Annotated in this window: 17 protein-coding genes and 1 pseudogene; 5 read left to right on the top strand and 13 right to left on the bottom strand. The window is 70.4% G+C overall.

The annotated features are described in order from the left end of the window. The first annotated feature begins 99 nt into the window (after nucleotides 1-99). Both ACTFTM_RS13450 and ACTFTM_RS13445 read left to right on the top strand, forming a co-directional pair. Nucleotides 100-1,551, top strand: coding sequence for an SDR family NAD(P)-dependent oxidoreductase (locus tag ACTFTM_RS13450; RefSeq protein WP_449566103.1), 1,452 nt, complete (start codon nucleotides 100-102; stop codon nucleotides 1,549-1,551). Between the two features lie 17 nt (nucleotides 1,552-1,568). Beyond that, nucleotides 1,569-2,045, top strand: coding sequence for a heme-degrading domain-containing protein (locus ACTFTM_RS13445; protein WP_449566102.1), 477 nt, complete (start codon nucleotides 1,569-1,571; stop codon nucleotides 2,043-2,045). A 52-nt stretch (nucleotides 2,046-2,097) separates the two neighbouring features. Here ACTFTM_RS13445 and ACTFTM_RS13440 read toward each other — a convergent pair whose 3' ends face one another. Beyond that, the gene (locus ACTFTM_RS13440; RefSeq protein ID WP_449566101.1) at nucleotides 2,098-3,474 is read right to left on the bottom strand and encodes an FAD-dependent oxidoreductase; all 1,377 of its coding nucleotides are present in this window, start codon (nucleotides 3,472-3,474) and stop codon (nucleotides 2,098-2,100) included. 355 nt (nucleotides 3,475-3,829) lie between these two features. Next, nucleotides 3,830-5,050 (bottom strand): MFS transporter, encoded by a 1,221-nt coding sequence (locus ACTFTM_RS13435; RefSeq protein ID WP_449566100.1) that lies wholly within the window; start codon nucleotides 5,048-5,050, stop codon nucleotides 3,830-3,832. Between the two features lie 41 nt (nucleotides 5,051-5,091). On the opposite strand from ACTFTM_RS13435, the gene ACTFTM_RS13430 reads away from it, so the two are divergent. Beyond that, nucleotides 5,092-6,249 carry an ROK family protein gene (locus ACTFTM_RS13430; RefSeq protein ID WP_449566099.1) on the top strand — a complete coding sequence of 386 codons (1,158 nt, stop codon included), beginning with the start codon at nucleotides 5,092-5,094 and terminating at the stop codon, nucleotides 6,247-6,249. Here the strand turns inward: ACTFTM_RS13430 and ACTFTM_RS13425 are convergent. The 4 genes from ACTFTM_RS13425 to glsA form a co-directional block, all read right to left on the bottom strand. Then, complete coding sequence (locus ACTFTM_RS13425) at nucleotides 6,225-6,602, bottom strand: MerR family transcriptional regulator (RefSeq protein WP_449566098.1); 378 nt, start codon at nucleotides 6,600-6,602, stop codon at nucleotides 6,225-6,227. The two genes, ACTFTM_RS13430 and ACTFTM_RS13425, sit on opposite strands and share 25 nt — an antisense overlap. A gap of 221 nt (nucleotides 6,603-6,823) precedes the next feature. Further along, nucleotides 6,824-8,143 carry an ammonium transporter gene (locus ACTFTM_RS13420; protein ID WP_449566097.1) on the bottom strand — a complete coding sequence of 440 codons (1,320 nt, stop codon included), beginning with the start codon at nucleotides 8,141-8,143 and terminating at the stop codon, nucleotides 6,824-6,826. 80 nt (nucleotides 8,144-8,223) lie between these two features. Then, on the bottom strand, nucleotides 8,224-9,243 hold the full coding sequence (glnII, locus tag ACTFTM_RS13415) for a glutamine synthetase (protein WP_449566096.1): 1,020 nt from the start codon (nucleotides 9,241-9,243) through the stop codon (nucleotides 8,224-8,226). A gap of 66 nt (nucleotides 9,244-9,309) precedes the next feature. Further along, nucleotides 9,310-10,974, bottom strand: a complete 1,665-nt coding sequence (gene glsA, locus ACTFTM_RS13410; RefSeq protein WP_449566095.1) for a glutaminase A — start codon at nucleotides 10,972-10,974, stop codon at nucleotides 9,310-9,312. A gap of 489 nt (nucleotides 10,975-11,463) precedes the next feature. On the opposite strand from glsA, the gene ACTFTM_RS13405 reads away from it, so the two are divergent. Further along, the gene (locus ACTFTM_RS13405) at nucleotides 11,464-12,600 is read left to right on the top strand and encodes a DUF1996 domain-containing protein (RefSeq protein ID WP_449566094.1); all 1,137 of its coding nucleotides are present in this window, start codon (nucleotides 11,464-11,466) and stop codon (nucleotides 12,598-12,600) included. Nucleotides 12,601-12,703: 103 nt separating this feature from the next. On the opposite strand, the gene ACTFTM_RS13400 is transcribed toward ACTFTM_RS13405, so the two are convergent. From ACTFTM_RS13400 to ACTFTM_RS13370, 7 genes are all read right to left on the bottom strand, one after another. Beyond that, nucleotides 12,704-13,681, bottom strand: coding sequence for a hypothetical protein (locus ACTFTM_RS13400; RefSeq protein ID WP_449566093.1), 978 nt, complete (start codon nucleotides 13,679-13,681; stop codon nucleotides 12,704-12,706). A gap of 32 nt (nucleotides 13,682-13,713) precedes the next feature. Next, the gene (locus ACTFTM_RS13395) at nucleotides 13,714-15,243 is read right to left on the bottom strand and encodes an OmpL47-type beta-barrel domain-containing protein (protein ID WP_449566092.1); all 1,530 of its coding nucleotides are present in this window, start codon (nucleotides 15,241-15,243) and stop codon (nucleotides 13,714-13,716) included. 8 nt (nucleotides 15,244-15,251) lie between these two features. Then, nucleotides 15,252-19,202, bottom strand: a complete 3,951-nt coding sequence (locus ACTFTM_RS13390; RefSeq protein ID WP_449566091.1) for a ThuA domain-containing protein — start codon at nucleotides 19,200-19,202, stop codon at nucleotides 15,252-15,254. A 19-nt stretch (nucleotides 19,203-19,221) separates the two neighbouring features. Then, on the bottom strand, nucleotides 19,222-20,226 hold the full coding sequence (locus ACTFTM_RS13385; RefSeq protein WP_449566090.1) for a multicopper oxidase domain-containing protein: 1,005 nt from the start codon (nucleotides 20,224-20,226) through the stop codon (nucleotides 19,222-19,224). Nucleotides 20,227-20,467: 241 nt separating this feature from the next. After that, a complete protein-coding gene (locus tag ACTFTM_RS13380) occupies nucleotides 20,468-21,304 on the bottom strand; it encodes an amino acid ABC transporter ATP-binding protein (RefSeq protein WP_449566089.1) in 837 nt (278 codons plus the stop codon). Nucleotides 21,305-21,309: 5 nt separating this feature from the next. Further along, nucleotides 21,310-22,104, bottom strand: a complete 795-nt coding sequence (locus ACTFTM_RS13375; RefSeq protein ID WP_449566088.1) for an amino acid ABC transporter permease — start codon at nucleotides 22,102-22,104, stop codon at nucleotides 21,310-21,312. Nucleotides 22,105-22,180: 76 nt separating this feature from the next. Then, nucleotides 22,181-22,999 (bottom strand): basic amino acid ABC transporter substrate-binding protein, encoded by an 819-nt coding sequence (locus ACTFTM_RS13370; protein WP_449566087.1) that lies wholly within the window; start codon nucleotides 22,997-22,999, stop codon nucleotides 22,181-22,183. Nucleotides 23,000-23,362: 363 nt separating this feature from the next. Between ACTFTM_RS13370 and ACTFTM_RS13365 the strand changes: the two are divergent. Further along, nucleotides 23,363-23,755: pseudogene (locus ACTFTM_RS13365) on the top strand (helix-turn-helix domain-containing protein); the annotation flags it as partial. Between the last annotated feature and the right edge of the window lie 107 nt (nucleotides 23,756-23,862).

Raw genomic sequence — 23,862 nt, 5'->3', positions numbered from 1 at the left:
GTGGGGTGCGTCCTCGACGCAGTGGTGCGTACAGTTTCGGGTCGGACTTGGGGTGGGCCGGGGAAATCCGGCACAGGAAACGGGACGAGACAACGACGCATGACGGTGGACAACATTCCCGACAACGCTCAGGACGGTATCGACCGGAGCCGGCTGGAGACCTGCCTGAGCGTCTTCGAGGCGTTGGAGGCCCTTCCGCCCGACCACCCCGACGTGGTGCGGGTGCAGCGGGCCACCGCGAGGCTCTACAAGGTGATCAAGCAGCGGCGGCGTGAGGAGCGGCGCGACGCCATCCTGGCCGCCGACCGGGCGGTGACGGAGGCCACGGCCACCGGCGCCCCGGGCCGGATCGACGACGAGACCCAGGGCATCCCCCTTGCCTCGCCCACCGCCGGCGCGACGGCGGGATTCCTGCACAACCCGCGCGGCTGCTACATCTGCAAGCAGCGCTACCGCGAGGTGGACGCCTTCTACCACCAGCTCTGCCCGTCCTGCGCCGCGCTGAACCGGGAACGCCGCGACGCCCGTACCGACCTGACCGGCCGGCGCGCGCTGCTCACCGGCGGGCGGGCGAAGATCGGCATGTACATCGCGCTGCGGCTGTTGCGCGACGGCGCCCACACGACGGTGACCACGCGGTTCCCGCACGACGCGGTCCGCCGGTTCGCCGCGATGCCGGACAGCGCGGACTGGCTGCACCGGCTGCGGATCGTCGGCATCGACCTGCGCGACCCGGCGCAGGTGATCGCCCTCGCCGACTCGGTCAGCAGCCAGGGCCCCCTCGACATCCTGATCAACAACGCGGCGCAGACCGTGCGCCGCTCCCGCGGGGCGTACGCCCAGCTGGTCGCCGCGGAGGCCGCGGCCCTGCCGGAGGGTCCGCTGCCGGAGCTGATCACGTTCGCCAAACCGACTGGCTCGGCCGGGAGCCTCACCAACGGGTCGGAGCCGCCCGCCCTCACGCCGCACGCACTCACCGCACTGGCGTTGACAAGCGGTTCCGCCTCGCCGGAGCGGATCGCGGCGTCCACCGCCATCGACGCCGGCGGTCTCGTGCCGGACCTCGACCCGGTCAACAGCTGGGTGCAGCGGGTGCAGGAGGTCGACCCGGTCGAGCTGCTGGAAGTGCAGTTGTGCAACGTGACCGCGCCGTTCGTGCTGGTCAGCCGGCTGCGTCCGGCGATGGCCGCCGCGCCGGCCCGCCGCAAGTACGTGGTGAACGTCTCGGCCATGGAGGGTCAGTTCGGTCGCGGCTACAAGGGTCCCGGACACCCGCACACCAACATGGCCAAGGCCGCGTTGAACATGCTGACCCGCACCAGCGCCCAGGAGATGCTGACCGACGGCATCCTGATGACCAGCGTCGACACGGGTTGGATCACCGACGAGCGGCCGCACCCGACGAAGATGCGGCTGGCCGACGAGGGGTTCCATGCCCCGCTCGACCTGGTCGACGGCGCGGCCCGGGTGTACGACCCGATCGTGCGCGGCGAGCAGGGCGAGGACCTGTACGGCTGCTTCCTGAAGGACTACGCGCCGTGCGCCTGGTAAACGACGAGGAGACACCCATGCCATCCGACCACGATTCCTGGCCGACCCTGGACGAGCTGCTGCGCGAGGAGACGGAGCTGGAACGCGCCGGCCTGTCCGAGACCGACGCGTACGAGCTGGGGATGCGCGCCGTGGCCGCCGCACGCGAGCGGGCGCTGCCGGTCGCGGTGGGCGTGTGGCGGGCCGGGCGTCAGCTGTTCCACTGTGGCCTGCCCGGCTCGACGCAGGACAACGACGCCTGGCTGCGCCGCAAGGGACGCGTGGTGATGCGGTTCGAGCATTCGTCGCTCTACGTGGCCCGACTCTGCCGGGACAAGAACGTGACGCTGACCGAGCGGTACGGCCTGCCGGCCGCCCGCTACGCCGCCGCCGGCGGGGCGCTGCCGCTGCGCGTGCGCGGCACCGGCGTGGTGGGCTGGATGGGCGTCTCGGGGCTTCCGCAGCTCGACGACCACCGCTTCGTCGTCGAGATCCTGCGCGGGGCCGCGCAGTAGTCGGCGCCTCCCGCCGCCCGTCAGGCGTCTGACGGGCGGCGGGGCGCGTCCGTCAGCCCGCCCGCCGGTTGGCGCGCACCGCGCCCAGGATCACGCCGGGGGTGGCCAGTGACAGCGGGTGCTCGCGCATGGACACGACCTCGTTGAAGCGGCGGGCGATCGCCACGTCCGTGACCGTCGCCGTGAGGATCTGCCGACTCACCCAGCTCGTGACCCGGTAGCCGCGCGGGTAGGGCCCGTTCACGTGCGGCAGCGCCAGGTCGGCGGAGGTCGACGTCGACCACGCGGCGTCGACCACGACCTTCTGCAGGTCGAGGAAGTGCCGGGCGGGGGCGTTCAGGTCCGGGCCGGAGCGCAGGTACGCCGACAGGCAGGCCGCGTGCAGGGCCGCCGCCGTCATCCCCTGCCCGTAGACCGGGTTGAACGACGCGACGGCGTCGCCGACGCTGACGAGCCGGGCCGGGAAACGCCGCAGCGCGTGGAAGTCCCGTCGCCGGCTGTCGGCGTGGTGGTAGGTCTGGACGTCACCGAGCATCTCCTGGTCGGCGACCTCGCCGAACTCGGGTGGGAACTGCTCGCGCAGCCGCCGGACGAAGTCCTGCGCGGTGCGTCCGGGCCGGTCGTCGCCGTAGCCGGCCATCATCGCCATCCAGCGGCCGTCCTCGATGGCGAAGAAGGCGGCGCCGGCGACGTCCGTCATGGTCCGTGGGGTGTGCAGGGCCATGACGACGCGCGCCTGCGGGGTCTGCTCCGGCCGTCGGAACAGCGCGGTGGCGTAGTTGAGGTGCACGGGCATCCGACGGGTGGCGGGCCGCTCCCAGCCGGCCTGCTCCAGCCAGTCGGAGAGCCGGCTGGACCGGCCCATGGCATCGACCACCAGGTCGCCGCCCTCGACGCCGGCCACCCCGTTGACCTCACAGCGCACGCCGGTGACCGCGTCGCCCTCGATCACGAGCCCGGTGGCGCGGGCCGTGACCGTCTTGACGTTGGGCAGTCGGAGCACCTGCCGGCGGATCAGCCCCTCCAGCAGCGGCCGGCTCCCGGCCAGGCTGTCGTCGTCGTCGGGGACGACCACCTTGCGGCGACCGTCGAGGTAACTGCGCCGGGTGGCGGGGGGCGCCTCGACCGCGCCGTGGGCCAACGCCTGCTGGCGGAACCCGGGAAACAACTGCTCCAACTGGTGCAGGCCGCCGGGCAGCAGCGCGTGCAGTTGGGTGCCCTGGGGCACGCCGGGCCGTGCGCCGCTGACCTGCGGGTCGTCCCGGTCGATGAGGATCACGCTCTCGGCGTGGTCGGACAGGACCCGGGCGGCCAGCAGGCCGGCGACGCTGCCGCCGACCACCACCGCCTTGCCCAGGACCGGGGTTGGCTGCTCGGGAGGCCGCACCGCGTTCAACGCGGCGAAGACCCGAACCGGGGAGAGGGACATGGTGCTCTCCAAAGGAGTACGAGGCAGGGCACCCTCCCCCGGGTCTGCCGCACGGGCAGACCGGCGGCGCCGGCCGTTCGACAGGATGCCCGACGATCGTTGCACAGGCGACGACGGTCGCCCGTACGGCCCGCACGGGTGTCGGAAACCGGCCAGAACGCTGGACGAGGCCAGCGTACGGCTGAGTGAGCCCGGCGCACGCAGTTGGGGTCTGTCAGCATTCCCGGCATGCCCGTCGCCCGTCGTACCCTGCTCGGGGTTGGCCTGGCCGCCTCCTGGTCGAACCCCGACCCGGTACGCGCCGTCGTCGGCGACCTCCTCGCCTCGTCGGTCGCCTGACCGACACCGACGGTGGTCAGCCCGCGACGGCGGCCGGCTCCCGGTCCCGTCGACGCCCGGCGTAGCTGACGATTCCGATGCCCAGCCCGACGACCGCCAGGACCAGTCCCACCCGGGCCGGCGCGAGGTAGCCCAGCCCGGCGGCGATGCCGACGCTGCCCAGGGCCGCGCCCAGGCTGTTCGCGATGTTCATGGCGGACTGGTTGACCGCCGCGCCCATCAACTGGGCGCCGGGGGCGACCGTGATGAGGCGTGCCTGGAGGACCGGACCGAGGTAGAGACTCGTCGCGCCGACCAGGAACGCGCCCACGAACAGACCCACCCGGTTCGACGCGACGAGACTGAAGACGCCGATGCTGGCGATCATCGCCATAAAGCCGATCATCATGCTGCGACGCAGGTCCCGGTCGGCGAGCCAGCCGCCCAGGGCGTTGCCGACGGTCATGCCCAGGCCCACCGCGACCAGCACCCAGGGCACGGTCGCGGCGGGGAGGCCGGCGACGTCGGTGGTGACCGGCGCGATGTACGAGTCGACCGCGAAGAAGCCGGCGAAGCCGATCGCCCCGGTGGCCGCGACCAGCCAGACCTGCGAGGTCCGCAGCGCCCGCAGCTCGGCGGCCGGCGAGCCGTCCGCCGCGGCGGCCACCTCCGGCACGACCGCCAGCACGGCCAGCAGCGTGAGCAGGAAGACACCGGCGATGACCAGGTACGCCGTACGCCAGCCGACCGTCTGCCCGAGCCGGGTGATCAGCGGTACGCCCACCACGTTGCTCACGGTCAGGCCACCGAGCACGGTGGCGAAGCCCCGGGCCTCGTTGCCGGGGCCCATCAGGGTCGCGGCGAGCAGGCCGGCCGCGCCGAAGTACGCGCCGTGCGGCAGCGCGGCGACGAACCGCGCGACAAGCACCAGCTCGAAGTTCGGGGCGGTCGCCGAGGCGACCGTGCCGGCGGCGAAGAGGACGAGCAGCCCGAGCACGAGCCTGCGGCGGGGCAGGCGCGCGCTGAGCGCGGCGATCAGTGGGGCGCCCACGACGACGCCCAGCGCGTACGCCGTGATCATCCAGCCGGCCCGGGCGACGGCATCCGAGGAGGAGCGGGCGTAGTCCTGCGCGAGCAGGTCGCGTGCCATCTCGGGCAGCAGGCCCATCGCCACGAACTCCGTCAGGCCGACCGCCACGCCGCCCAGCGCCAGGGCGACGAGCGCCGCGAGGCGCTGGCCTCTGCTCAGTGCGTTCACCGGGCGAATTTAGCAACAGCGTTGCGTAATAGAGTGGCGAGATGACGCGTACCACAGCGGACGTGACGTTCCTGCGCGGCTACAACCAGGCGCAGGTGCTGGCCGTCGGTCGTACGGCGCGCACGTTCGAACGGTCGACGGTCGTCACCGCCACCGGCCTGACCCCGCAGGCCGTCTCGAAGGTCATCGCGCGGCTGACCGCCGACGGGCTGATCCGTCCCGCCGGCGTCCGCCGCCCGGGCATCGGCAAACCCGCGGTCGTCTACGAACTGGTCCCCGACAGCCGGTACGCGATCGGCGCGCACGTCGCCCGCCGCACGCTGCGACTGGTCCTGGTCGACCTGGCCGGCGCCGTACGCCACTCGACGGTCAGCCCGCTGCCTGCCGACTTCACCCCGGAGCAACTCCTCGACGCCCTGGACGCCGGCATCGGGACGATCACCGGGGACATCGCGCCGCGGGACCGGCTGACGGGCGTGGGCCTGGGCATGATCGGCCCGCTCGACCACGCCAACGGGATGGTCCGGGACGCGCACGGCCTGCGGCACTGGCACGATGTGCCGCTGCGCGACCTGGCCGAGGCGCGCCTCCGCCTGCCGGTACACCTGGACAAGGACGTGACGGCCGGGATCACCGCCGAGGCGTGGCGGCACGGCGCGACGTTCGGCGACGCCGCGCTCATCATGGTCGAATCCGGCATCGGGGGCGGTTTCTGGCTGGGCGGCGCTGCCCACCGGGGCGCGCACACCAACGCCGGCGAGTTCGGGCACACGGTCGTCGACCTGGACGGGCCCGCCTGCGTCTGCGGGCGCCACGGCTGTCTGGAGGTCGTCCACCTGCGTGCCGCCGAGGAGGGGGACGTCAGGCGCGCCGCCCGCGTCCTGGCGATCGGCGTCGTCAACCTGCTCCAGACCCTCGACCTCGCCCACGTGGTCCTCGCCGGGGCGGACCTGCTGCGTCACGCGGAGCACTACCGCGCCGCCGTGGAGCAGGCCGTCCGTACCGACGTGCGGCGCGCGGACTGGCTGGTCCCGACCGTGACCCTCTCCAGCCTCGGCGCGGACGTGATCGCCGCCGGGGCCGCGATACAGGTCCTCGACCAGCTCTACGGCATCCCCGATCTGAACGCCGGCGCCCCACCCACGGTCCTGCGACAGCAGCGACCCACGAGCGACTACCGCGGGGTCTCGTCCGCGTAGCCACAGCCGCCGGCCGGGTCCTCGCTGGCGCTGATCACGGCGTCGAGTCGATCCCGAACCTGGACGAGCTGGCCGATCTGGTGGGTGATGCGGTCGCGTTCGGCGTTCAGCAGGGCACGGGACTGCGGGGTGTTGACCTGCGCGTCGACACAGGGCAGCAGATCCAGGATCGTCCGGCTGGACAGACCCGCGGCGTACAGCGTCTGGATGAGCTGGACCCGGTCGACCGCACTTTCGTCGTAGTGACGCTGGCCGCCACCGCTGCGCTCGGCGACCAGCAGCGACTGCTCCTCGTAGTAGCGCAGGGCGCGCACCGACACGCCCGTGGTGGCGGCGAGTTCTCCGATCCGCACGACCCCTCCCCCGGCTTCGCGACGCGGACAGCACCTACCTCTCACGTCAGCGTCAGATTCTAGCGGGGTACGCGCGACCGCTGCCAGGACGACCCTGCCGGGCATCTCGTCCGCCGCCACCCGACGTTACGCCGGCCGGGGCGTGGGCCCGTACGCCAGCGGACCGGGAGGATGGCGCACCCTCCCGGTCCGGACCACGGCGTCGTGGTCGTCGCAGTCGGTCAGCGGGCGTACGGACCGTTGACGACGTCCATGACCGGGTGCTGGGCGGTCCTGTCCTGCGCCCGGTCGCCGGTCGAGCCGGCAGGGTCGGCCTGCCCCCTGCTCGCGTCGAAGTCGTAGGCGCTCTCCGCGTGCAGGATTCGGTCGATGCCGGTGACCTCGTCCGATCGCGGCACCCGGAAGCCGATCGTCACATCAATGATCTTGACGAGCAGCCAGGTCAGCGCCACCGAGTACGCGGCGACGGCGACGGCGCCGACCGCCTGCTTCCCCAGTTGCCCGGCACCGGCGCCGGCGACGAGGCCGTCGGTGCTGTCGAACACTCCGATCAGCAGCGTGCCGACGAAACCACCGACCGCGTGAACCGCCACGACGTCCAGCGAGTCGTCGTAGCCGAAGCGGTCCTTGAGGCCGACGGCCCAGGCGCAGACGACACCGGCGATGACGCCGATGGCGATCGCACCCCAGGCGTTCACGACCGCGCAGGCGGGGGTGATGGCAACCAGGCCGGCGACCGCGCCCGACGCGGCGCCCAGGGAGGTGAAGCCACCCTTGCGTACGCGCTCCCAGACCAGCCATCCGACCATGCCGGCGCCGGCCGCCACCTGGGTGTTCATGAAGGCGACGCTGGCGGTGCCGTTGGCGGCGAGGGCGGATCCGGCGTTGAACCCGAACCACCCGAACCACAGCAGGCCCGAGCCGAGCATCACGAGCGGCAGGCTGTGCGCCCGCATCGACTCGCGCCGGAAGCCGACCCGGTTGCCGAGGACGAGGAGCGCGCCGAGGGCGGCCATGCCGGCGTTGATGTGGACCGCCGTGCCTCCGGCGAAGTCCTTCACGCCGAGCTTGAAGATCCAACCGTCGGCCTGCCACACCCAGTGGGCCACCGGGAAATACACCACGGTCACCCAGAGCGCGACGAACAGCATCCACGCGCCGAACTTGGCACGGTCAGCGATCGCCCCGCTGATGAGCGCCGGCGTGATGACGGCGAACATCATCTGAAAGACCGCGAAGGCGAGCACCGGAATGCTGCCCGTCAACGTGGTGTCGGAGATTCCGCTCATGCCCACGTTGCTCAGGCCACCGACGAGTCCGCGTCCACCCACGTCGTCGCCGAAGGCGAGCGAGTACCCGTAGGCCACCCAGAGCACGCTGACGATGCCCAGGCTGATGAAACTCATCAGCAGCATGTTGAGAACGCTCTTCACGCGAACCATGCCGCCGTAGAAGAACGCCAGGCCCGGGGTCATCAGCATGACCAGCGCGGCGCTGATCAGAACGAATGCGGTATCCCCCGCGTCGAAGCCGTCTGGCATCGAGATGCACTCCATGTCGTGGTAGCTGCCGCAGCACTGCGGCGTGTCGTGAATGTCGTCGCGACCGTGGGTCGCGTGCCTCAGACGAGGTCGGCGGCCTCCAGCGCGCCGCAGCAGGTGTCGACGATGAGGCGGGTGACGGTGTACGGGTCGACATTGGCGTTGGGCCGGCGGTCCTCGATGTAGCCCTTCTTGTCAATCTCCACCTGCCACGGGATGCGGACGGAGGCACCGCGGTCGGAGACGCCGTAGCTGTACTCGTTCCAGGGCGCCGTCTCGTGCGCGCCGGTCAGGCGGGCCTCGACGCCGGCGCCGTAGTTGCGGATGTGCTCCGCGGGCTTGTCGCCCCGGCCGAGGGCCTCGCAGGCCTCGATGATCGCCGGGTAGTTCTCGCGCATGGCGCGCGTCGAGAAGTTGGTGTGGGCACCGGCGCCGTTCCAGTCACCCCGCGCGGGCTTCGGCTCCAGGGTCGCGGAGATGCCGAAGTCCTCGGCCGTGCGGTGCAGGAGCCAGCGGGCGATCCACAGCTGGTCGGCGACCTCCAGCGGGGACAGCGGGCCGACCTGGAACTCCCACTGGCCGGGCATGACCTCGGCGTTGATGCCGGAGAGGGAAAGGCCCGCGGCGAGGCAGTTGTCCAGGTGCTTCTCGACGACGGCGCGGCCGTAGATCTCGTCCGCGCCCACCCCGCAGTAGTAGCCACCCTGCGGAGCCGGGTAGCCGCCGTCCGGGAAGCCCAGCGGGCGGGAGCCCTTGAAGAACGTGTACTCCTGCTCGATCCCGAACAGCGACTCCTGGGCGGCGAACCGCTCGGCCACCGGGCGCAGCAGCGCCCGCGTGTTGGACTCGTGCGGGGTGCCGTCGGTGTTGAACACCTCGCACAGCACCAGCAGGTGCGCGCCGCCCCGGATCGGGTCGGCGTAGATGGCGACCGGCTCGAGGACGCGGTCGGAGCTGCTGCCCTCGGCCTGGTTGGTGCTGGAGCCGTCGAAGCCCCACGTGCCGGGCGTGACGCCGTCCTCGATGATCTTCGTCTTCGACCGGAGCTTCGCGGTCGGCGCGGTGCCGTCGATCCAGATGTATTCAGCCTTGTACGCCATGGGTCTCTTTCTCCTGTGATCGGGCCGGATGGCCCACGAAATCGTGTGATCGGTGCGACGGACGGTTCAGACCGCCGCGAGCGGCGCGTCGGTGCGCACGAGGGTGGCCGACGCCTGGCCCTCGCCAAGCGTCGACATGAGCAGCGCGACAACGTTGTCGTGTGCTCCGCGTTGAGCATCGGAGAGCGCGGTGCCTCCCCAGCGGTCGCGCAGAGTCGGATCGGCCCCACGATCCAGGAGGTACTGGACCACGTCGAGGTTCCCGTCCGAGGCGGCCAGGTGCAGCGCCGTCCGCCGGTCGTAGTCGGCGGAGTTCGGATCCTTCCCCGCCGCCAGCGCGAGCCGGACGTACGCCAGATCGCCGTGACTGGCGGCCCACAGCAATCGCGTGGTCGACGCCACCTCGTCCTCGTTCCGACCGCGTCGCGGGTCGCGTTTGCCGGAGTCCTCCCCGGCGGCCAACGAGTCGTAGACGTGGAAGTTGAACCGGTTGATGAGTTCCTTGCAGAACGCGACTCCCCGGACGGAGTTGCCGAGCGCGTCGAGGCGGGGCGACCAGACGCAGATGCCCATCACGCCCGGCACCACGATCATGAGTCCGCCGGAGACACCGCTCTTCGCCGGCAGACCGATGGTGAAGGCGAACTCCCCCGAATAGTCGTACATCCCGCACGACGACATCAGCGAGAGACACTTGCGCGCGGTGTCAGCGGAGAAGATCCGCTCCCGGGTGAGGGGGTTGACACCGCCGTTGGCGAGTGAGGCGGCAACGACCGACAGGGACCGCGCGTCGACCTCGATGGAACAGCACTGGAAGTAGAACTCCAACGTCTCGGTGAGGTCGGTGCCGTCCGGAAAGGCCCGGTGCTCGCGCATGAAGTACCCGAGAGCGAAGTTCCGATCCGCCGTACGCCGTTCCGAGAGATAGACGGCATTGTTGAAGCCGACCGTTCCGCCGCCGGCCAGTCTGCGCCAGGTCTCGGCGACGTGGTCGAACCGGTCGGCCATCTCCCATCTCGGGCGCAGCAGCGAGCAGCACATGATCGCCCCAGAATTGATCATCGGGTTGTGCGGAAGGCCCTCGTTGTTCAATGTCAGCTCGTTGAACCCGCGACCGCTGGGTTCCCGCCCCACGTGCCGGTGGACCTCTTCGGCGCCGTGCTGCTCCAGCGCAAGACAGTAGTTGATCGGCTTGCAGACCGACTGGACGCAGAACGGGGTCTCCGCGTCCCCCACGGCGAAGCGCTGGCCGTCGGTCGTGCACAACGCGATCCCGAAATTCTCCGGATCGACGCGGCCGAGCTGCGGGATGTAGTCGGCGACCTGCCCCTCGGCGACACCCCGGAGGCCCTCGTAGATCGAGAAGATCTCCGTCTGCAACGCGGCGAAGTCCGGAATGACGAGGTCTCCGCGCAGCGACCTCTCGATCACACCGCCACCCGCCCTGCACCACGCGATGAAACGGGATATGTCGATGCGGGCCGGACCGTCGCCACCGGTGGCGGACCGCACCTCGACCAGGCGCGGATCCGCCTCGGAGATGCCTGCGGCGCGCAGGCGGTCGACGAGTTCCGCCACCGCGACCGTTCCGTCGGTGTCGACCGCGAAAGACCCGAACAGCTTCTCGTACGCGGCCGCGGCGAAATCGTCGAAGCCGGACGGCTCAAGACCGCGGGACCACGCCTGATCGGGGCGACGTGGCGCGGCTCTGGTTTTCCTGGTCGCGGGCATAGCGTGTTTCAACTACTCCGTAATTGTTGGTGACGGCGTGGTGGCGACGCATGTCCCGACAGACGCACTCTGGTGACAGTCGACCCACCCACCGTCCAAAGATTAGGAAGGGCCCGGTGTACGACCGCTTGATTCCGTCTTACCGACAACTGGTGATCCCGGAAACCGCGACGGTACGGTTGACGACACCTCCGCTGTCCGGATTTCGGACCGGTACGGTGATTTCCCACACACGGCGGAACAGGTTGCGTGGGCGCCACATCGACGGCAGGCTCACCCCTCACCGGCCCGGCAGCAGGGACAGACCGCCGACGGAGTCGCCGATTACGCTTTTTCGAGCAATCGATATCCGATCGACAGGATCGACCGTCGCGCAGAGGTGACAGGGTGATCCCGGAGCGATATTTAAGGCATATTTAATCGGCGCAGGCGGATAGGCGCACGGGGTCGACTCGTACTCTTTCTTCTCGGAAGAAAGGTGCATCCCCGTTGACGTATCTGCGACCCACCCCTCGACACCGCCATGTCCTGACCGCCCTGCTGGTGGTCTGCCTGGCGTTCACCGCCGGATGCAAGGAGTCTCCGGCCACGCCCGGCGCGTCCGGTCCGTCCGGCGACACCGGCACCGGATCGTCCGACCCCGGGACGCCGACGCCCGCCGCGCCGGGCGACGCGGCGACCACGCCGAGCGCCCCGGGCACCTCGACCAGCCCGGCCGCACCGGTCAAGCCGGGCACCTCGTCCACGAGCGCCGTCCCACCCACCGTGTCGGGTGGCTGGATCACCGTCGACGCCGCCGCGCAGGCCGCCGCGACGAGGGCGTTCTTCGCGCGCAAGCCGAAGCCGGTGACCGGCAACCCGGTGAAGGTTCCGGAGTTCAACGTCGGCTGCACGGTCAGCCACCACAACGGTGACGACCCGATCGTCCTGCCCAAGCTGGCGGGCGGCTCGCACAACCACACGTTCTGGGGCAACAGGTCGACCGATGCCAACTCGACGGCGGAGTCGCTCCGGGCGTCGAAGGCGACCACCTGCAACTCGCCGGACGACCAGTCCGCCTACTGGGTGCCGACCATGTACCAGAACGGCAAGGTCGTCGACCCGACCGAGGTGACCGTCTACTACGGTTCCCGACTGAAGGACCCGAGCAGGACCCAGCCCTTCCCGTTCGGCCTGCGGATGATCACCGGTAATGCCAGGAACCAGGTGGACACCCCGGACAAGCAGGGCAACCACTTCTGGTGCGCCGGCATCGGCGGCGAGATCGGCCGCAGCGCCGACAGGACCTTCCCGGTCTGCGCCAAGACCGCGCACGTCGTCCGGCAGATCACCTTCCCGGACTGCTGGGACGGCAGGCACCTGGACAGCCCCGACCACAAGGCGCACATGGCCAACGGAGACCACACGGGAGCCTGCCCGAAGAGCCACCCGGTGCCCGTCCCGTCGGTGTCCTTCGTGATCTCGTACCCGTTGAGCGCGAACACGGATGGGATCACCCTCGCGTCCGGCACCTCGTTCTCGATGCACGCGGACTTCTTCAACGCCTGGAAGGACGAGGCGCTGGCCGCAAGGGTCCGCAACTGCCTGGACCAGAACGTGAAGTGCAACTCGGCCGGCAACTTCTAGCCCTCGTTCGTGTCGATCATGGAGTTGTGGTGGGGGACGAACCAGACGTCGTCCCCCACCTCGGGCACCACAACTCCATGATCGACGAGGTTGGGGGCGGGGGTCAGAGCTTCGCGGCGCCCGCCTCGGTGGCCTCCTGCACTGCCGAGGTACGACGGACCTCGGCCCGCTCGTCGCCCGCGTCCTCCCGGTCCGGGGCGGTCATCCGGGCCGCCCGGTTGCCGCTCGGCGCGGCCTGGTCGCCCGTCACGCCGCCTCGGATGCGGTTGTTCGCCGCCACCTGCGCGGCCGGGTCGTTGCCCGTCACAGTCAACTGGCCGTTGATGATGTTGTCGTCGACGGTGACGCCACCGGTGGTGTTGGTGACGCTGACATCCGCGCCCCAGTAGCCGCCGGAGGCGCAACTGTCCAGCGCGCCGTTCGGGCCGAGCTGCACGCCGCCGAGGTTGCCGGCGAAGGTGGCCCTGCCCCGGACGGCGCTGCCGCACACGACGCTGCCGGTGGCGCTGTTGAGCACCGACAGGGTGCCGTCGACGAACGAGTCGTGCACGTCGGTGTAGTACGTGCCGGTGCTGCTGACGTTGCGCGTCACCTGGGTGCCCCCGTCGAGCCGTACCTCACCGGCGCCGACGGTGACGTTCCCGCCGATCGTGGACGCCTCGGCGAACAGGAAGCTGTCGATGGTCGCCGAACCCTTCGGCCGGACGGTCAGCGCGCCGGTCGAGGCGTCGGACAGATAGACGCCGTAGCCTCCGGCGGCCAGCACGACCTGACCGTCGACGGTCGTCTCGGTGGCGTCGAGGTAACCGTCGGCGGCGATCCGTACCTCGCCGCTGACCCGGCCACCGGTGACCACCAGGTTGGCGCCGGCGGCGACGGTGACGTTGCCGGTGATCGTCGTGCCGGTCAGCGCGCAGGACTCACCGGCCGGGACGAGCAGGTCGTTGGGCACCGTCACCGCACCACCGGTGCCGATGCAGTGGGTGACCAGGTCGGCGTGGGCGGTCGGTGCCACGGCCAGCACCGTGGCGGCGATGACGGCACTCACGGTGGCCAGCTTGGCGGCGGTACGTCCGGGCATCGTGGTTCTCCCTCTGAATGAGATGCGGGGGCTCATGCGCCGACGTCCGATCGGGCCGCAGCCCGGACGATGGCGCCCTGCTGGCGCTTGGTGAGCGTTCCGGCGGTCACCAGCGCGGTGGTGACCGCCTCGACGTGCCGGACGAAGTCGGCGTGGCCGGGGTAGTCGGCGCGTTCGTCGATCAGGTCGTTGATGGTGCAGCCGTTCCCGGTGTCGACGTTCGCCACGGCAGTGTCGACGCCGTCGATGACCACCGTGTCCCGCGTGTCGGAGGCGGGGCAGGCGTCGGTGCCGTCGGCCACCACCGTGAACGTCGCCGACTGCTCGGCGGCGGTGTTACCGGCGGTGTCCGTCGCCCGGTAGCGCAGGGTGTGCGCCCCGACGGCGCGGACGACGACCGGGGTGGTGTACGCGGTCCACGCGCCGCTGTCGAGGGCGTACTCGGTCCTCGCCACGCCCGAGTCGGCGTCGGTGGCCGTGACGGTCACGGTCGCGCCGCCGACGTACGCGCCGTCGTCGTTCCGGTCGCCGGCCACCGTCGCCGTGACGGTGGGCGGGGTGGTGTCCTCGGCCGGCGGCGCGACGACGGTGAAGTGGGCCATCTGCTCGGCCGAGGTGTTGCCGGCGACGTCGGTGGCCCGGTAGTGCAGCATGTGCATCCCGGTGGCGGTCACCACGACCGGGCTCGTGTACGCCGTGAAGGCGGCCCCGTCGAGGGCGTACTCGATGGTGGCGACCCCCGACCCGGCGTCGGTGGCGGTCAGCGTGGCGGTGACCGTACCGATGTAGTTGCCGTCGCCGTCGCGGTCGCCGGTCAGCGCGGCCGTGACCACCGGCGCGGTGGTGTCCTCCTCGGTCGGCTCGACGACCCGGAACGACACCGAGCCGACGGCACTGGTGTTGCCGGCCTGGTCGGTGGCGCGGAACTGCACCGCGTGGTCGCCGACCGCGGTGACCCGCACCGGCTGGGTGTACGGCTGGAAGCTGGTGTCGTCGACCTGGTACTCGACGGTGTCCACGCCGGAGTCCGCGTCGGTGGCCGTGACGGTCACCGTCGCCGCGCCGACGTAGTTGCCGTCGCCGTCGCGGTCACCGGACACGGCCGCGGTGACGGTCGGGGGCGTGGTGTCGCCCCCTCCCCCGCCGTCGGTGACGACCAGCTCGCCGACCATCTGGCTGTGGCCGGGGATGGCACAGAAGTAGCGGTACCGGCCCGGGGTCAGCGTGACGGTCGCCTCGTGGCGGCCGTTGTTGGCGTCGAACGGACTGGCCAGGATGTTGATGGTGACGTCGTGGTTGTAGCCCTCGGTGGACGTGTCGAAGGTCAACGTGTGCGGCATCCCGGTGGTGTTGCCGGTGGCCGCGCTGTTCTCCCAGACGATCGTCGTCGCGCCGGCCACCGCGGTGGTGGGCACGGACTTGTAGCGGGTGGTGTTGTCGTCGGCGGTCCAGGTCAGCACCTGGTCCGCGGCGGCACGTGGTGCGGCGGAGGCGGGTGGCGCGGCCAACGGCGCGACCGTGAGCAGGACCGCCGCCAACGCGGCCGTGAGTCGTCGGATCATCGTCTCTCCTAGAGCTCGCGCACGCGGATGTTGCGGAACTCGGTCAGGTCGTTGTCGCCGTGGTTCTGCAGTCCGATGAAGCCGCGCAGGAACTGCCGCAGGTCGGTCGGCGGATCGCCGGCCCGGGAGGACTGCTTGCCCGGCGTGTTGTCGAACTCGTTGATCACCACGCCGTTGCGGATCATCGTGTAGTGCTGCCCGACCACCCGGATTTCGTAGTCGTTCCACACGTTCTTCGGGGTGACGCCGGCCTGGGCGAGCGGCACCGGGTCGAAGTTGTAGACCGAGCCGGTCTTCTGCGGCTCGCCGCTCTCACCGTCGTAGATCTGGATCTCGTGTCCGCAGTAGATCGCCATCCAGGCGGTCGAGGTCCGGGCCGACCCGATGGTGCCGCAGCTGCCCGGTGGCCGCTGCTCCAGCGGGACCCGCAGGTCCGGGAAGCGGATGAAGACACCGGTGTTGGCCCGGTTGGTGCCCGGTGCGATGTCCTTGAACTGCACCTTCAGCGAGAAGTCGCCCAACTCCCTGGTGTGCCAGAGCATGCCGAGACCGCCGCTGGAGCGCAGCGCCCCGTCCGGCTGGATGCTGAACGAGCCCGTCGGCGCCTGCTCCCAGCCGCGCAGCGACTCGGCGGTGCCGTCGTACAGGGGCTCGTACCCGGTGCGACCGTCCCGGCCGATGTCGGACGCGGCGGCCAGGCGGGTGAGCGTGCCCGCCTCGCGGGCGTTGAGCAGGCCGTCGTCCTGCAACCCGCGCGTCACCGCGGTGACGTGCCGAACGAAGGCGTTGTGGTCCGGCCAGGTGCTCTCGTCGTCGATCAGGTCGTTGATCGTGCAGCCCTGCCCGACCGTCCGACTGGGCACACCGGTGTCGGTGTCGCCGAGCCACACCGTCGCCCGGGCGTCCGGCACCGCGCACCCGACCGTGACGGTGGTCCGCACGGTCGCCGTCTCGCCGTCGGCGTACGTGACGGTGAGCTTCGCGGTGTAGGTGCCGACCTTGGCGTACGTGTGTCGGGGGTCCACCTCGGTCGACGTGGCGCCGTCGCCGAACTCCCACCGGTGGCTCACGCCGCCGGACTTCGAGCCGGTGAAGGCGATCGTCAGCGGCTTGTTCTGCACGGCCACCGAGGTCGCGGCGGGCGCCGGGGTGGGGGCGCCACCGGTGTAGGTGACCCGGATCAGCTTCTGGTTGGGGTTCAGGCTGAAGAAGCCGCCTCCGTAGTCGAGCAGGTAGAGCGCGCCGTCCGGGCCGAACTTGGCGTCCATCCAGCTCTGCAGGCGGTTGTCGCCGTTGCCGCTGGGGATGATGGCCCGCAGCGACTCGGCGTACACCGGCGGGGCCGCCTGCGGCACGCCGGCCTCGTCGACGGTGACCGCGACCCGGTTGACCGGATTCGACTGGTCGCCGATGAGCCACTTGCCGTCCCAGTGTTCCGGCCACGCGACGCCGCTGTCGGTGTCGACGAGGCTGCGGTGGTAGGTGGGGCCGGACATGATGGCCTGCCCGCCGCCGCGCAGGTACGGCTGGGTGTAGGTGGCGTCGGCCGCGACGTAGGTCGGGAGGCCGCTGCCGTCGGTCCGCTTCGGGAAGACCGGGCCGCCGCCGTCCGGCGAGTACCAGATCATGTTGTCCCGGGCGGCGGGGATGTCCACCAGGCCGGTGTTGCGCGGCGAGGTGTTCTTCAGGTTGTCGCAGTCGTACCAGCCGGTCAGCACGCTGGCGTCGGTGTTGCTGCGGTCCCGGTACGGCTGCCGGTTGCCCATGCAGTACGGCCAGCCCTGGTTCCCGGCCGAGGTGATGATGGTGGCCGTCTCGTACTTCGCCGGGCCGAGGGTGGGGCTGGGCGACGAGGCGTCCGGGCCGACCCAGCCTGCGGTCAGCCACTGGTGCACCGGGTCGATCTGGAGGCGGGCGATGTTGCGCACGCCCATCACGTAGATCTCCGGCCGGGTCTTCTCGGTGCCCGGCGGGAACAGGTTGCCCTCGGGGATGGTGTACGTGCCGTCCGCCTCCGGGTGGATCCGGATGATCTTGCCGGCGAGGTCGTTGGTGTTACCCGACGTACGGCGGGCGTCCTGGAACGAGATCCCCTGGTACTCCTCGGTCCAGTTGTTGCCGGAGTAGCCCTGCGACCCCTCGGAGGAGTTGTTGTCGCCGGAGCCGACGTACAGGTTGCCCTTGGCGTCGAACGCCATGCCGCCACCGGCGTGGCAGCAGCTGTGGATCTGCACCGGGAACTGCAACAGGTCCTTGCGGGTGCCCTGGTCGATCGTCTGGGTCGCCCGGTCGTACGTGAAGCGGGAGATGGTGCGCTGCCCGACCCGTTTCACCCGGTCGATCGACTCGTGCGGCATCCAGTAGACGTAGAGCCAGCCGTTCTCGGCGAACGTGGGGTCCGGGACGATGCCGAGCAGACCCTCCTCGTTCTTCACCAACTCCGAGCCGCTGCCCCGGTTGCCCATCACCCGCAGGGTGGTCAGCAGTTTGACCTGTTTGCTGCGCGGGTCGTAGGAGTGGATGGTGCCGCAGCCCAGGCCGACGTTCGGGTCGTTCCAGTCGGCGATCGGGCCGCTCGGGCACGCCGCCTTGCCGACGTAGAAGACCGTGCCGTCGGGCGCGATGGTCAGCCCGTGCGGCTCGCCGATCTGGTCGAGCTGCCCGGTCTGGTTCGCTGCGGTCAGCCGCTCGATCTTGTAGTTCGCGGCGATCGTCGCCTGGCAGTCGCCGCGTACGCGCCCGGTGGTCCAGTTCAGCGCGCCGGTCAGGTGGGCGCGGAACGCCTCCTCGCCGTAGCTGCCCTCGGTGTGGCCCATGCCGGTGTAGAACGACCGCCCACCGTCGTAGTCCCGGCACCAGGACACCGGGTGGAACGGGCCGTTGGCGCCCGGGCCCGGGTCGTAGTGCCGTTCCTCGACCTGGGCGAGGGTGTGCACCGCGCCGATCGGGTTCGTCTCCCAGTTGTCCCAGCGGTCCGACCGGGTGAGGGTCAGCGGCAGCGACGCCGTAGCCGGGTGTTTGCGGTCCAGGATGTCGACCACCGCCCGGTTCACCGGGGTCGGCGGCGGCGCGGTGGCCGTCCCGGTGAACAGACGCAGGTCGGCGAGCTGGATCAGCGGCTCGCCGCTGTTGGCGGTGATGTTCAGCCGGTAGCGGCTGAACTCCTGCGGGGTGGCGATGTCGAACCGCCGGGTCTGGAACCGTTCGGCGAAGGTCTGGTTGGTGCGCGTGTCCAGGTCGGACCAGTTCTGGCCGTCCGTGGAGCCCTGCAGGGTCCAGTCCTTCGGGTCCCGCCCGACGAAGTCGTTGGCCGACGTCAACGCGTAGCCGGTGATCCGCTTCGGCGCGGCCAGCTCGTACGTCACCCAGGCCGTGGGCGTGCGGACCAGCCACTTCGTGTTGGCGTCGCCGTCGGTCAGCTTCTCCTTGGTCTCGCTGGGCGGGTTCTCGCCGATGGCGGTCACCCGGGCCACCGGCTCGGCCACCGGGATCGCGCCGGCCGGGCGGGCGCCGATCAGGCCGGTGAACCAGGTCGAGTCGACCTGGGCGCGGGCGGCGTCGGCGATGCCGACGAAACCGCCGCCGGCCTTCATGTACGCCTGGAGCGCCGACTCCTGGTCGCGGTTGAGCGCCGCGCCCGTCGCGGAGAGGAACACCACGCTCTGGTACGCGGACAGCGTGGTCGGAGTGAACACACCCGGGTCCGTGGTGGCCATGACATCGATGTCATGACTGGCCGCAAGCTGTCGGATGGTGTCCACCGCGCGCGCCACCGGGTCCTGCTGCTGGGCCACCGGGCCGTGGAACACGAGCACGGCGGTGCTGTTCTGCTGCGTCCGCGCCGGCGCCTCGGTCACCGCTCGGGGCGCGGCTGCCGCCGCCGATGCCGTGGTCGTGGCCGGGATCAGCGTGGCAAAGGCCGCTATCGCGGCGAGGGCTCGTCGTACGTCTCTTCTCATCCCCGTCCCCACCTTTCGGTCAGCTTCCGTGCGTGTGGGTATGGCCCTGGAACCGGTGGATCGCCTCCTCGGCGCCGGGGGGCATGCTGCCGTCGGCGTTGCGCACCAGGAAGATCCCGGCCATGCCGCCGTCGGAGTGGTTCTGCACGTGGCAGTGGTACATCCACGCGCCGGGCCCGACGCCCTCCCCGGCCAGCACCTGGAACCCGAACGAGCTGCCCGGGTTGAGGTCCTTGTTGTCGACGACCAGGCTCGGGTCGGCCGGTCCTTCGAGCATCCCGGTGCGGTTGTCCGCCCAGCGGTGCGCGTGCAGGTGGAAGGTGTGGAACAGGTTGCCGTGCCCGATGGCGAGCCACTCCACCCGCTGGCCCAGGTTCGCCTCGAACATGGGTGTGTTCGGGGCCATCCGGTTGTTGATCGTCATGTCGTGGAACACGACCGTGAACTGCTTCTCCGGCAGAATGTCGCCGCGACGTCGGACGATCAGCGCGCCGTACAGTCCCTTGGCGACGCCGGCGGTGCCGTGGTCGGTGCCCATGGCGTGGTCGTGGTAGTGCCAGTAGCCGGCGCTGCCCGGCATGTACCGGCGACCCGACGCGGCGACCATCTCGTGCGAGCGCCACACGTACGTGCGTGTCTCGCCGGGATCGTTGAAGGAGTCGTTGAACGGACTGCCGTCCGAGTCGGTGCTGTAGTCCACCCCGTGCGGGTGGATGGACAGTCGCTGGTCGGTGGTGTTGACCAGGGTGATCTCCAGGGTGTCACCCTCGTAGATCTCCAGCACCGGCCCGGGCACGGTGGCCTGGCCGGGTGCCAGGCCGTAGCCGTACAGTCCGCCGGGCAACTGCTCGGCGTAGATGGTGACCTTCCTGGTCACTCCGGCGGCGGCCTGCGCTGGGCTGCCTCCGAACGCGCCCCCGAGCGTGGGGGCGGACGCGCCCAACGCTCCGGCTGCGAGCGCCCCGGTGGCGATCAGTGATCGGCGGGACAGGTGGCGGTGGGAGCCAACGGCGTGATCGTCCATGGGTCTCCGTTCCCGACCGGGCGAAGACGCGACGAGCGCAGGGTGCATCGACCGCCGAGCACAAGGCGGCAGCACGACTGGGGTGAGGATCGTCGCGGACTTCGCTCGGAAGACTCAGAACTTTCGATGGATGAACCCAACTTATGTAATCCATCGACGAAAGTACAGGGTCTGATTGCAGGAAGATTACCGCGACATCACGAGGGCCGTCGATCGGCCGGAGCCGGTGGTGTCAGAGGTGTCAGAGACCGTGGCGGTCGTCGGCCGGCAGGCCGGGGGTCTCCACCGGCGCGGGCGACTGCTCGGGCTGACCGAGTCGCGCGTGCGTCGGGTCGAGGACGCGGGAGAGGAACGCACGGGTCCGCTCGTGCTTCGGCGCGCCCAGCACCTCGTGCGGCGGCCCCTGCTCGACGACGACGCCGCCGTCCATGAACACGACCCGGTCGGCGACGTCCCGGGCGAACGCCATCTCGTGGGTGACCACCATCATCGTCATGCCGTCCTCGGCGAGCCCCCGCATGACGGTCAGCACGTCACCGACCAACTCCGGGTCGAGCGCCGAGGTCGGCTCGTCGAAGAGCATCAGCTTCGGGTCCATCGACAGCGACCGGGCGATCGCGACGCGCTGCTGCTGCCCGCCGGAGAGCTGCGCGGGAAACGCGTCGGCCTTGTCGGTGAGACCGACCCGCTCCAGGTTGGCCCGCGCGATCCGCTCGGCCTCGGCGCGAGAGCGCCGCAGCACCTTGCGCTGCGCGACGGTGAGGTTGCGCAGCACGGTCAGGTGCGGGAACAGGTTGAACGACTGGAACACCATGCCGATGCCCCGGCGGACCGCGTCGATCTCCACGTCCGGGTCGGTCATCTCGACGCCGTTCACCCAGATCGTGCCGACGGTCGGTTCCTCCAGCAGGTCGACACAGCGCAGCAGGGTCGACTTGCCGGACCCGGACGGCCCGATCACGCAGACGACCTCGCCCTGGCCCACCTCGAAGTCGATGCCCTTGAGCACCTCGATCGGCCCGAAGGACTTGTGCAGGTCCCGGATCTCTACGGCGGGACGGGAGGGGCTGGTCGTCATGCGGGTCACCGGGCCTTGGCGTAGCGGAGTTCGAGGCGGCGTACCACCTGGGACAGCGGCAGGGTGATGACCAGGTAGGCGAGGCCGGCCACCAGCAGCGGGGTGGCGTTCACCCGGTCGTTGAGCATGTCCCGGCCGAACTTGGTGACCTCGATGGTCTGTGCCGTCACGCCCAGCACGTACGCCAGCGAGGAGTCCTTGGTGAGCAGGATGAGCTCGTTCGTCAGCGGCGGGATGACGATCCGGAACGCCTGCGGGATGACGATCGTGCGCATCGCGGTGAAATGCGACATGCCGAGGGTACGGGCGGCCTCCATCTGCCCCTTCGGCACTGCCTGGATGCCGGCGCGGATGGTCTCGGCCATGTACGCCGCGGCGGTCAACCCGAGGCCGATCGCGATCGAGCCGAACACCCCGCCGGGGATCTCCCGCTCCGGGAAGGCGATGGGAATGCCGTACCCGACGAGGAAGAGCACCAGCAGCGCCGGCAGACCCCGGAACAACTCGATGTACGCGGTCGCCAGCCAGCGGTACGGCGCGACCCGGGACAGTCGCATGAGCGCGAGGACGGTGCCGAACACGAGGCCGAAGGCGAACGCGCCCAGCGTGTAGAGGATCGTGTTGCGCAGCGCCACGGTGATGATCGTGGGGAACATCGACTCGATGATGTCGACGCGGAAGAACGCGTCGGCCAGTCGGCCCCAGTCCGCGGCGAGGAGCACCGTGGCGATGATCGCGACGAAGACCAGGTACTGGATACCGAGGGACAGTCGTTCCCGCTGGCGGCGGCGCAGCTTCACGTTGGCTCGTTGCCTTCCCGGAGTGTGCTGACGGGCAGGGCGCGCGTTTCGCGCGCCCTGCCCTCCTGGGCGTCGATCAGGCGTTCGGCCGCTTGCCGATCCACTTGGCGTAGATCGTGTCGTACGAGCCGTCCTGCTTGGCCTTGGCCAGCGTCTCGTTGATCTTCTTGAGCAGCTCCGGGTTGCCGTCCTTCTTCACCGAGAACCCGTACTGCTCGCCCGTGTCGAACTCGGCGGTCACCGCGAACCCGCCCGGGTTCTTGCGGAGGTACTCGGACCACACCGGCAGGTCGTTGACGGCGGCCTCGACCTGGCCGTTCGCCACGGCCTGTTGCAGGGCGGCGAGGTCCTCGAACTCGACGAGCTGCAGGCCCTTCTCCTTCTCGAACTTGCGGGCGTAGTCGCGGCCGGTGGTGGCCGCCTGCACGCCGAGCTTCTTGCCCCGCAGGTCGTCGAGCGACTTGTACGGCTTCCCGGTCTTGATCAGCATCGCCTGCGTCGCGTCGAAGTACGGGTCGGAGAAGTCCATCACCTTCTGCCGCTCGGCGGTGATGGTCATGCCGGCGGCGGCCGCGTCGCACTTGCCGGTGTTCAGGTCCTGGCCGGACTTGATGCCCTCGAACGGCGTGTCGATGATCGTCTGCTCGACGCCCAGCTCCTTGGCCACGAGGTCCATCACGTCGACGTCGAACCCGGTCACCTTGCCGCTGGCGTCCTTGGACTGGAACGGCGGGTACGGCAGGTGGGTGCAGACGGTCAGCTTGCCGCCCTCGACCAGCTTGACCCCGCTGGCCTGGACCTCGCTGTCGTCCTTCTTGGCACATCCCGCGGTCACCGCCAGAGCGGCGATCGCCACGACGAGGCCGGCCTGACGGACTGCGCTACGGACCCTCACGAGTGTGTCCCTCCGGTTCGGCTCTCCCGCGGACGGGCAGCCAGGTTGTACGAAATCGATGTGACAGGGGACGGTACCTGATTCGAGGAACGGTAACTCAGGTCACGCGTGGTAGCCGCAGCGCTGCGGCGACCATCACAGTCCGTGAACGTCACAGGCGGTCGGGAAGGGGACGGTCGGGTCGGTCCCGGGGCGTACGTCCCCGCCACGACGATCGACATTTGAGTAGCCGAGCCACCCCGAACGAGTAGGCCATCGCTCCGGACACCGCTGCGCCACCGCAGAAGCTGATGGACGATCAGTGGTACCGCCGTCACCCAACGGTGAGCAGATCCGACCCCGGAGGGGAGGGCAGACCTGCGGATGGACACCTACCCCACGACACCTCAGATGGCCTTCGCACAGTTCGTCCGCCAAGCCGTCGACGACGCCCGCGAGGAACACGGCTGGACCGTCGGCGACATCGCGCACCACACCGGGGTGAGCCGCTCGACCCTGTTCCGCTGGCTCGCCGGAGACTGGCAGCGCTACCCCGAGCTGGCGAAGGTCCGGAGCCTCTGCGCCACCCTCGACCTCTCCATCGCCGCCGCGATCCGGCCGCTCGCGATGCCGAACGCGGCCGTGACGCCGCGGGTGCTGGCGGAGGTCGAGGCGGACATGGGCACCATCCGCCGACGGTTGCTCGACGAGTCCGTGTCTGCCGCGGACAAACGCCAGATCCGTGACCATCTTCGCCGACTCGCCGGCCGCGACCTCCCGGTCGAGGTGGCGTCGCCGTCCGGGACCGGTTCCCGCGCCCGCAGGCCCTCCCCGCCGCGCGTCGGCGCGTCCCGCCGGTAGCCCGACCGGACGAGCGCCGCGCG

This window comes from Micromonospora sp. RB23 (genome assembly GCF_053585025.1).
Note: the sequence above shows the minus strand (reverse complement) of the source record. Positions and strands in the feature narration are given on the sequence as shown.

Coding starts and splice junctions, on each gene's coding strand:
- ACTFTM_RS13450 (WP_449566103.1), top strand. CDS start 100: ATGACGGTGGACAACATTCCCGACAACGCTCAGGACGGTATCGACCGG.
- ACTFTM_RS13445 (WP_449566102.1), top strand. CDS start 1,569: ATGCCATCCGACCACGATTCCTGGCCGACCCTGGACGAGCTGCTGCGC.
- ACTFTM_RS13440 (WP_449566101.1), bottom strand. CDS start 3,474: ATGTCCCTCTCCCCGGTTCGGGTCTTCGCCGCGTTGAACGCGGTGCGG.
- ACTFTM_RS13430 (WP_449566099.1), top strand. CDS start 5,092: ATGACGCGTACCACAGCGGACGTGACGTTCCTGCGCGGCTACAACCAG.
- ACTFTM_RS13420 (WP_449566097.1), bottom strand. CDS start 8,143: ATGCCAGACGGCTTCGACGCGGGGGATACCGCATTCGTTCTGATCAGC.
- glnII (WP_449566096.1), bottom strand. CDS start 9,243: ATGGCGTACAAGGCTGAATACATCTGGATCGACGGCACCGCGCCGACC.
- glsA (WP_449566095.1), bottom strand. CDS start 10,974: ATGCCCGCGACCAGGAAAACCAGAGCCGCGCCACGTCGCCCCGATCAG.
- ACTFTM_RS13400 (WP_449566093.1), bottom strand. CDS start 13,681: ATGCCCGGACGTACCGCCGCCAAGCTGGCCACCGTGAGTGCCGTCATC.
- ACTFTM_RS13395 (WP_449566092.1), bottom strand. CDS start 15,243: ATGATCCGACGACTCACGGCCGCGTTGGCGGCGGTCCTGCTCACGGTC.
- ACTFTM_RS13390 (WP_449566091.1), bottom strand. CDS start 19,202: ATGAGAAGAGACGTACGACGAGCCCTCGCCGCGATAGCGGCCTTTGCC.
- ACTFTM_RS13385 (WP_449566090.1), bottom strand. CDS start 20,226: ATGGACGATCACGCCGTTGGCTCCCACCGCCACCTGTCCCGCCGATCA.
- ACTFTM_RS13380 (WP_449566089.1), bottom strand. CDS start 21,304: ATGACGACCAGCCCCTCCCGTCCCGCCGTAGAGATCCGGGACCTGCAC.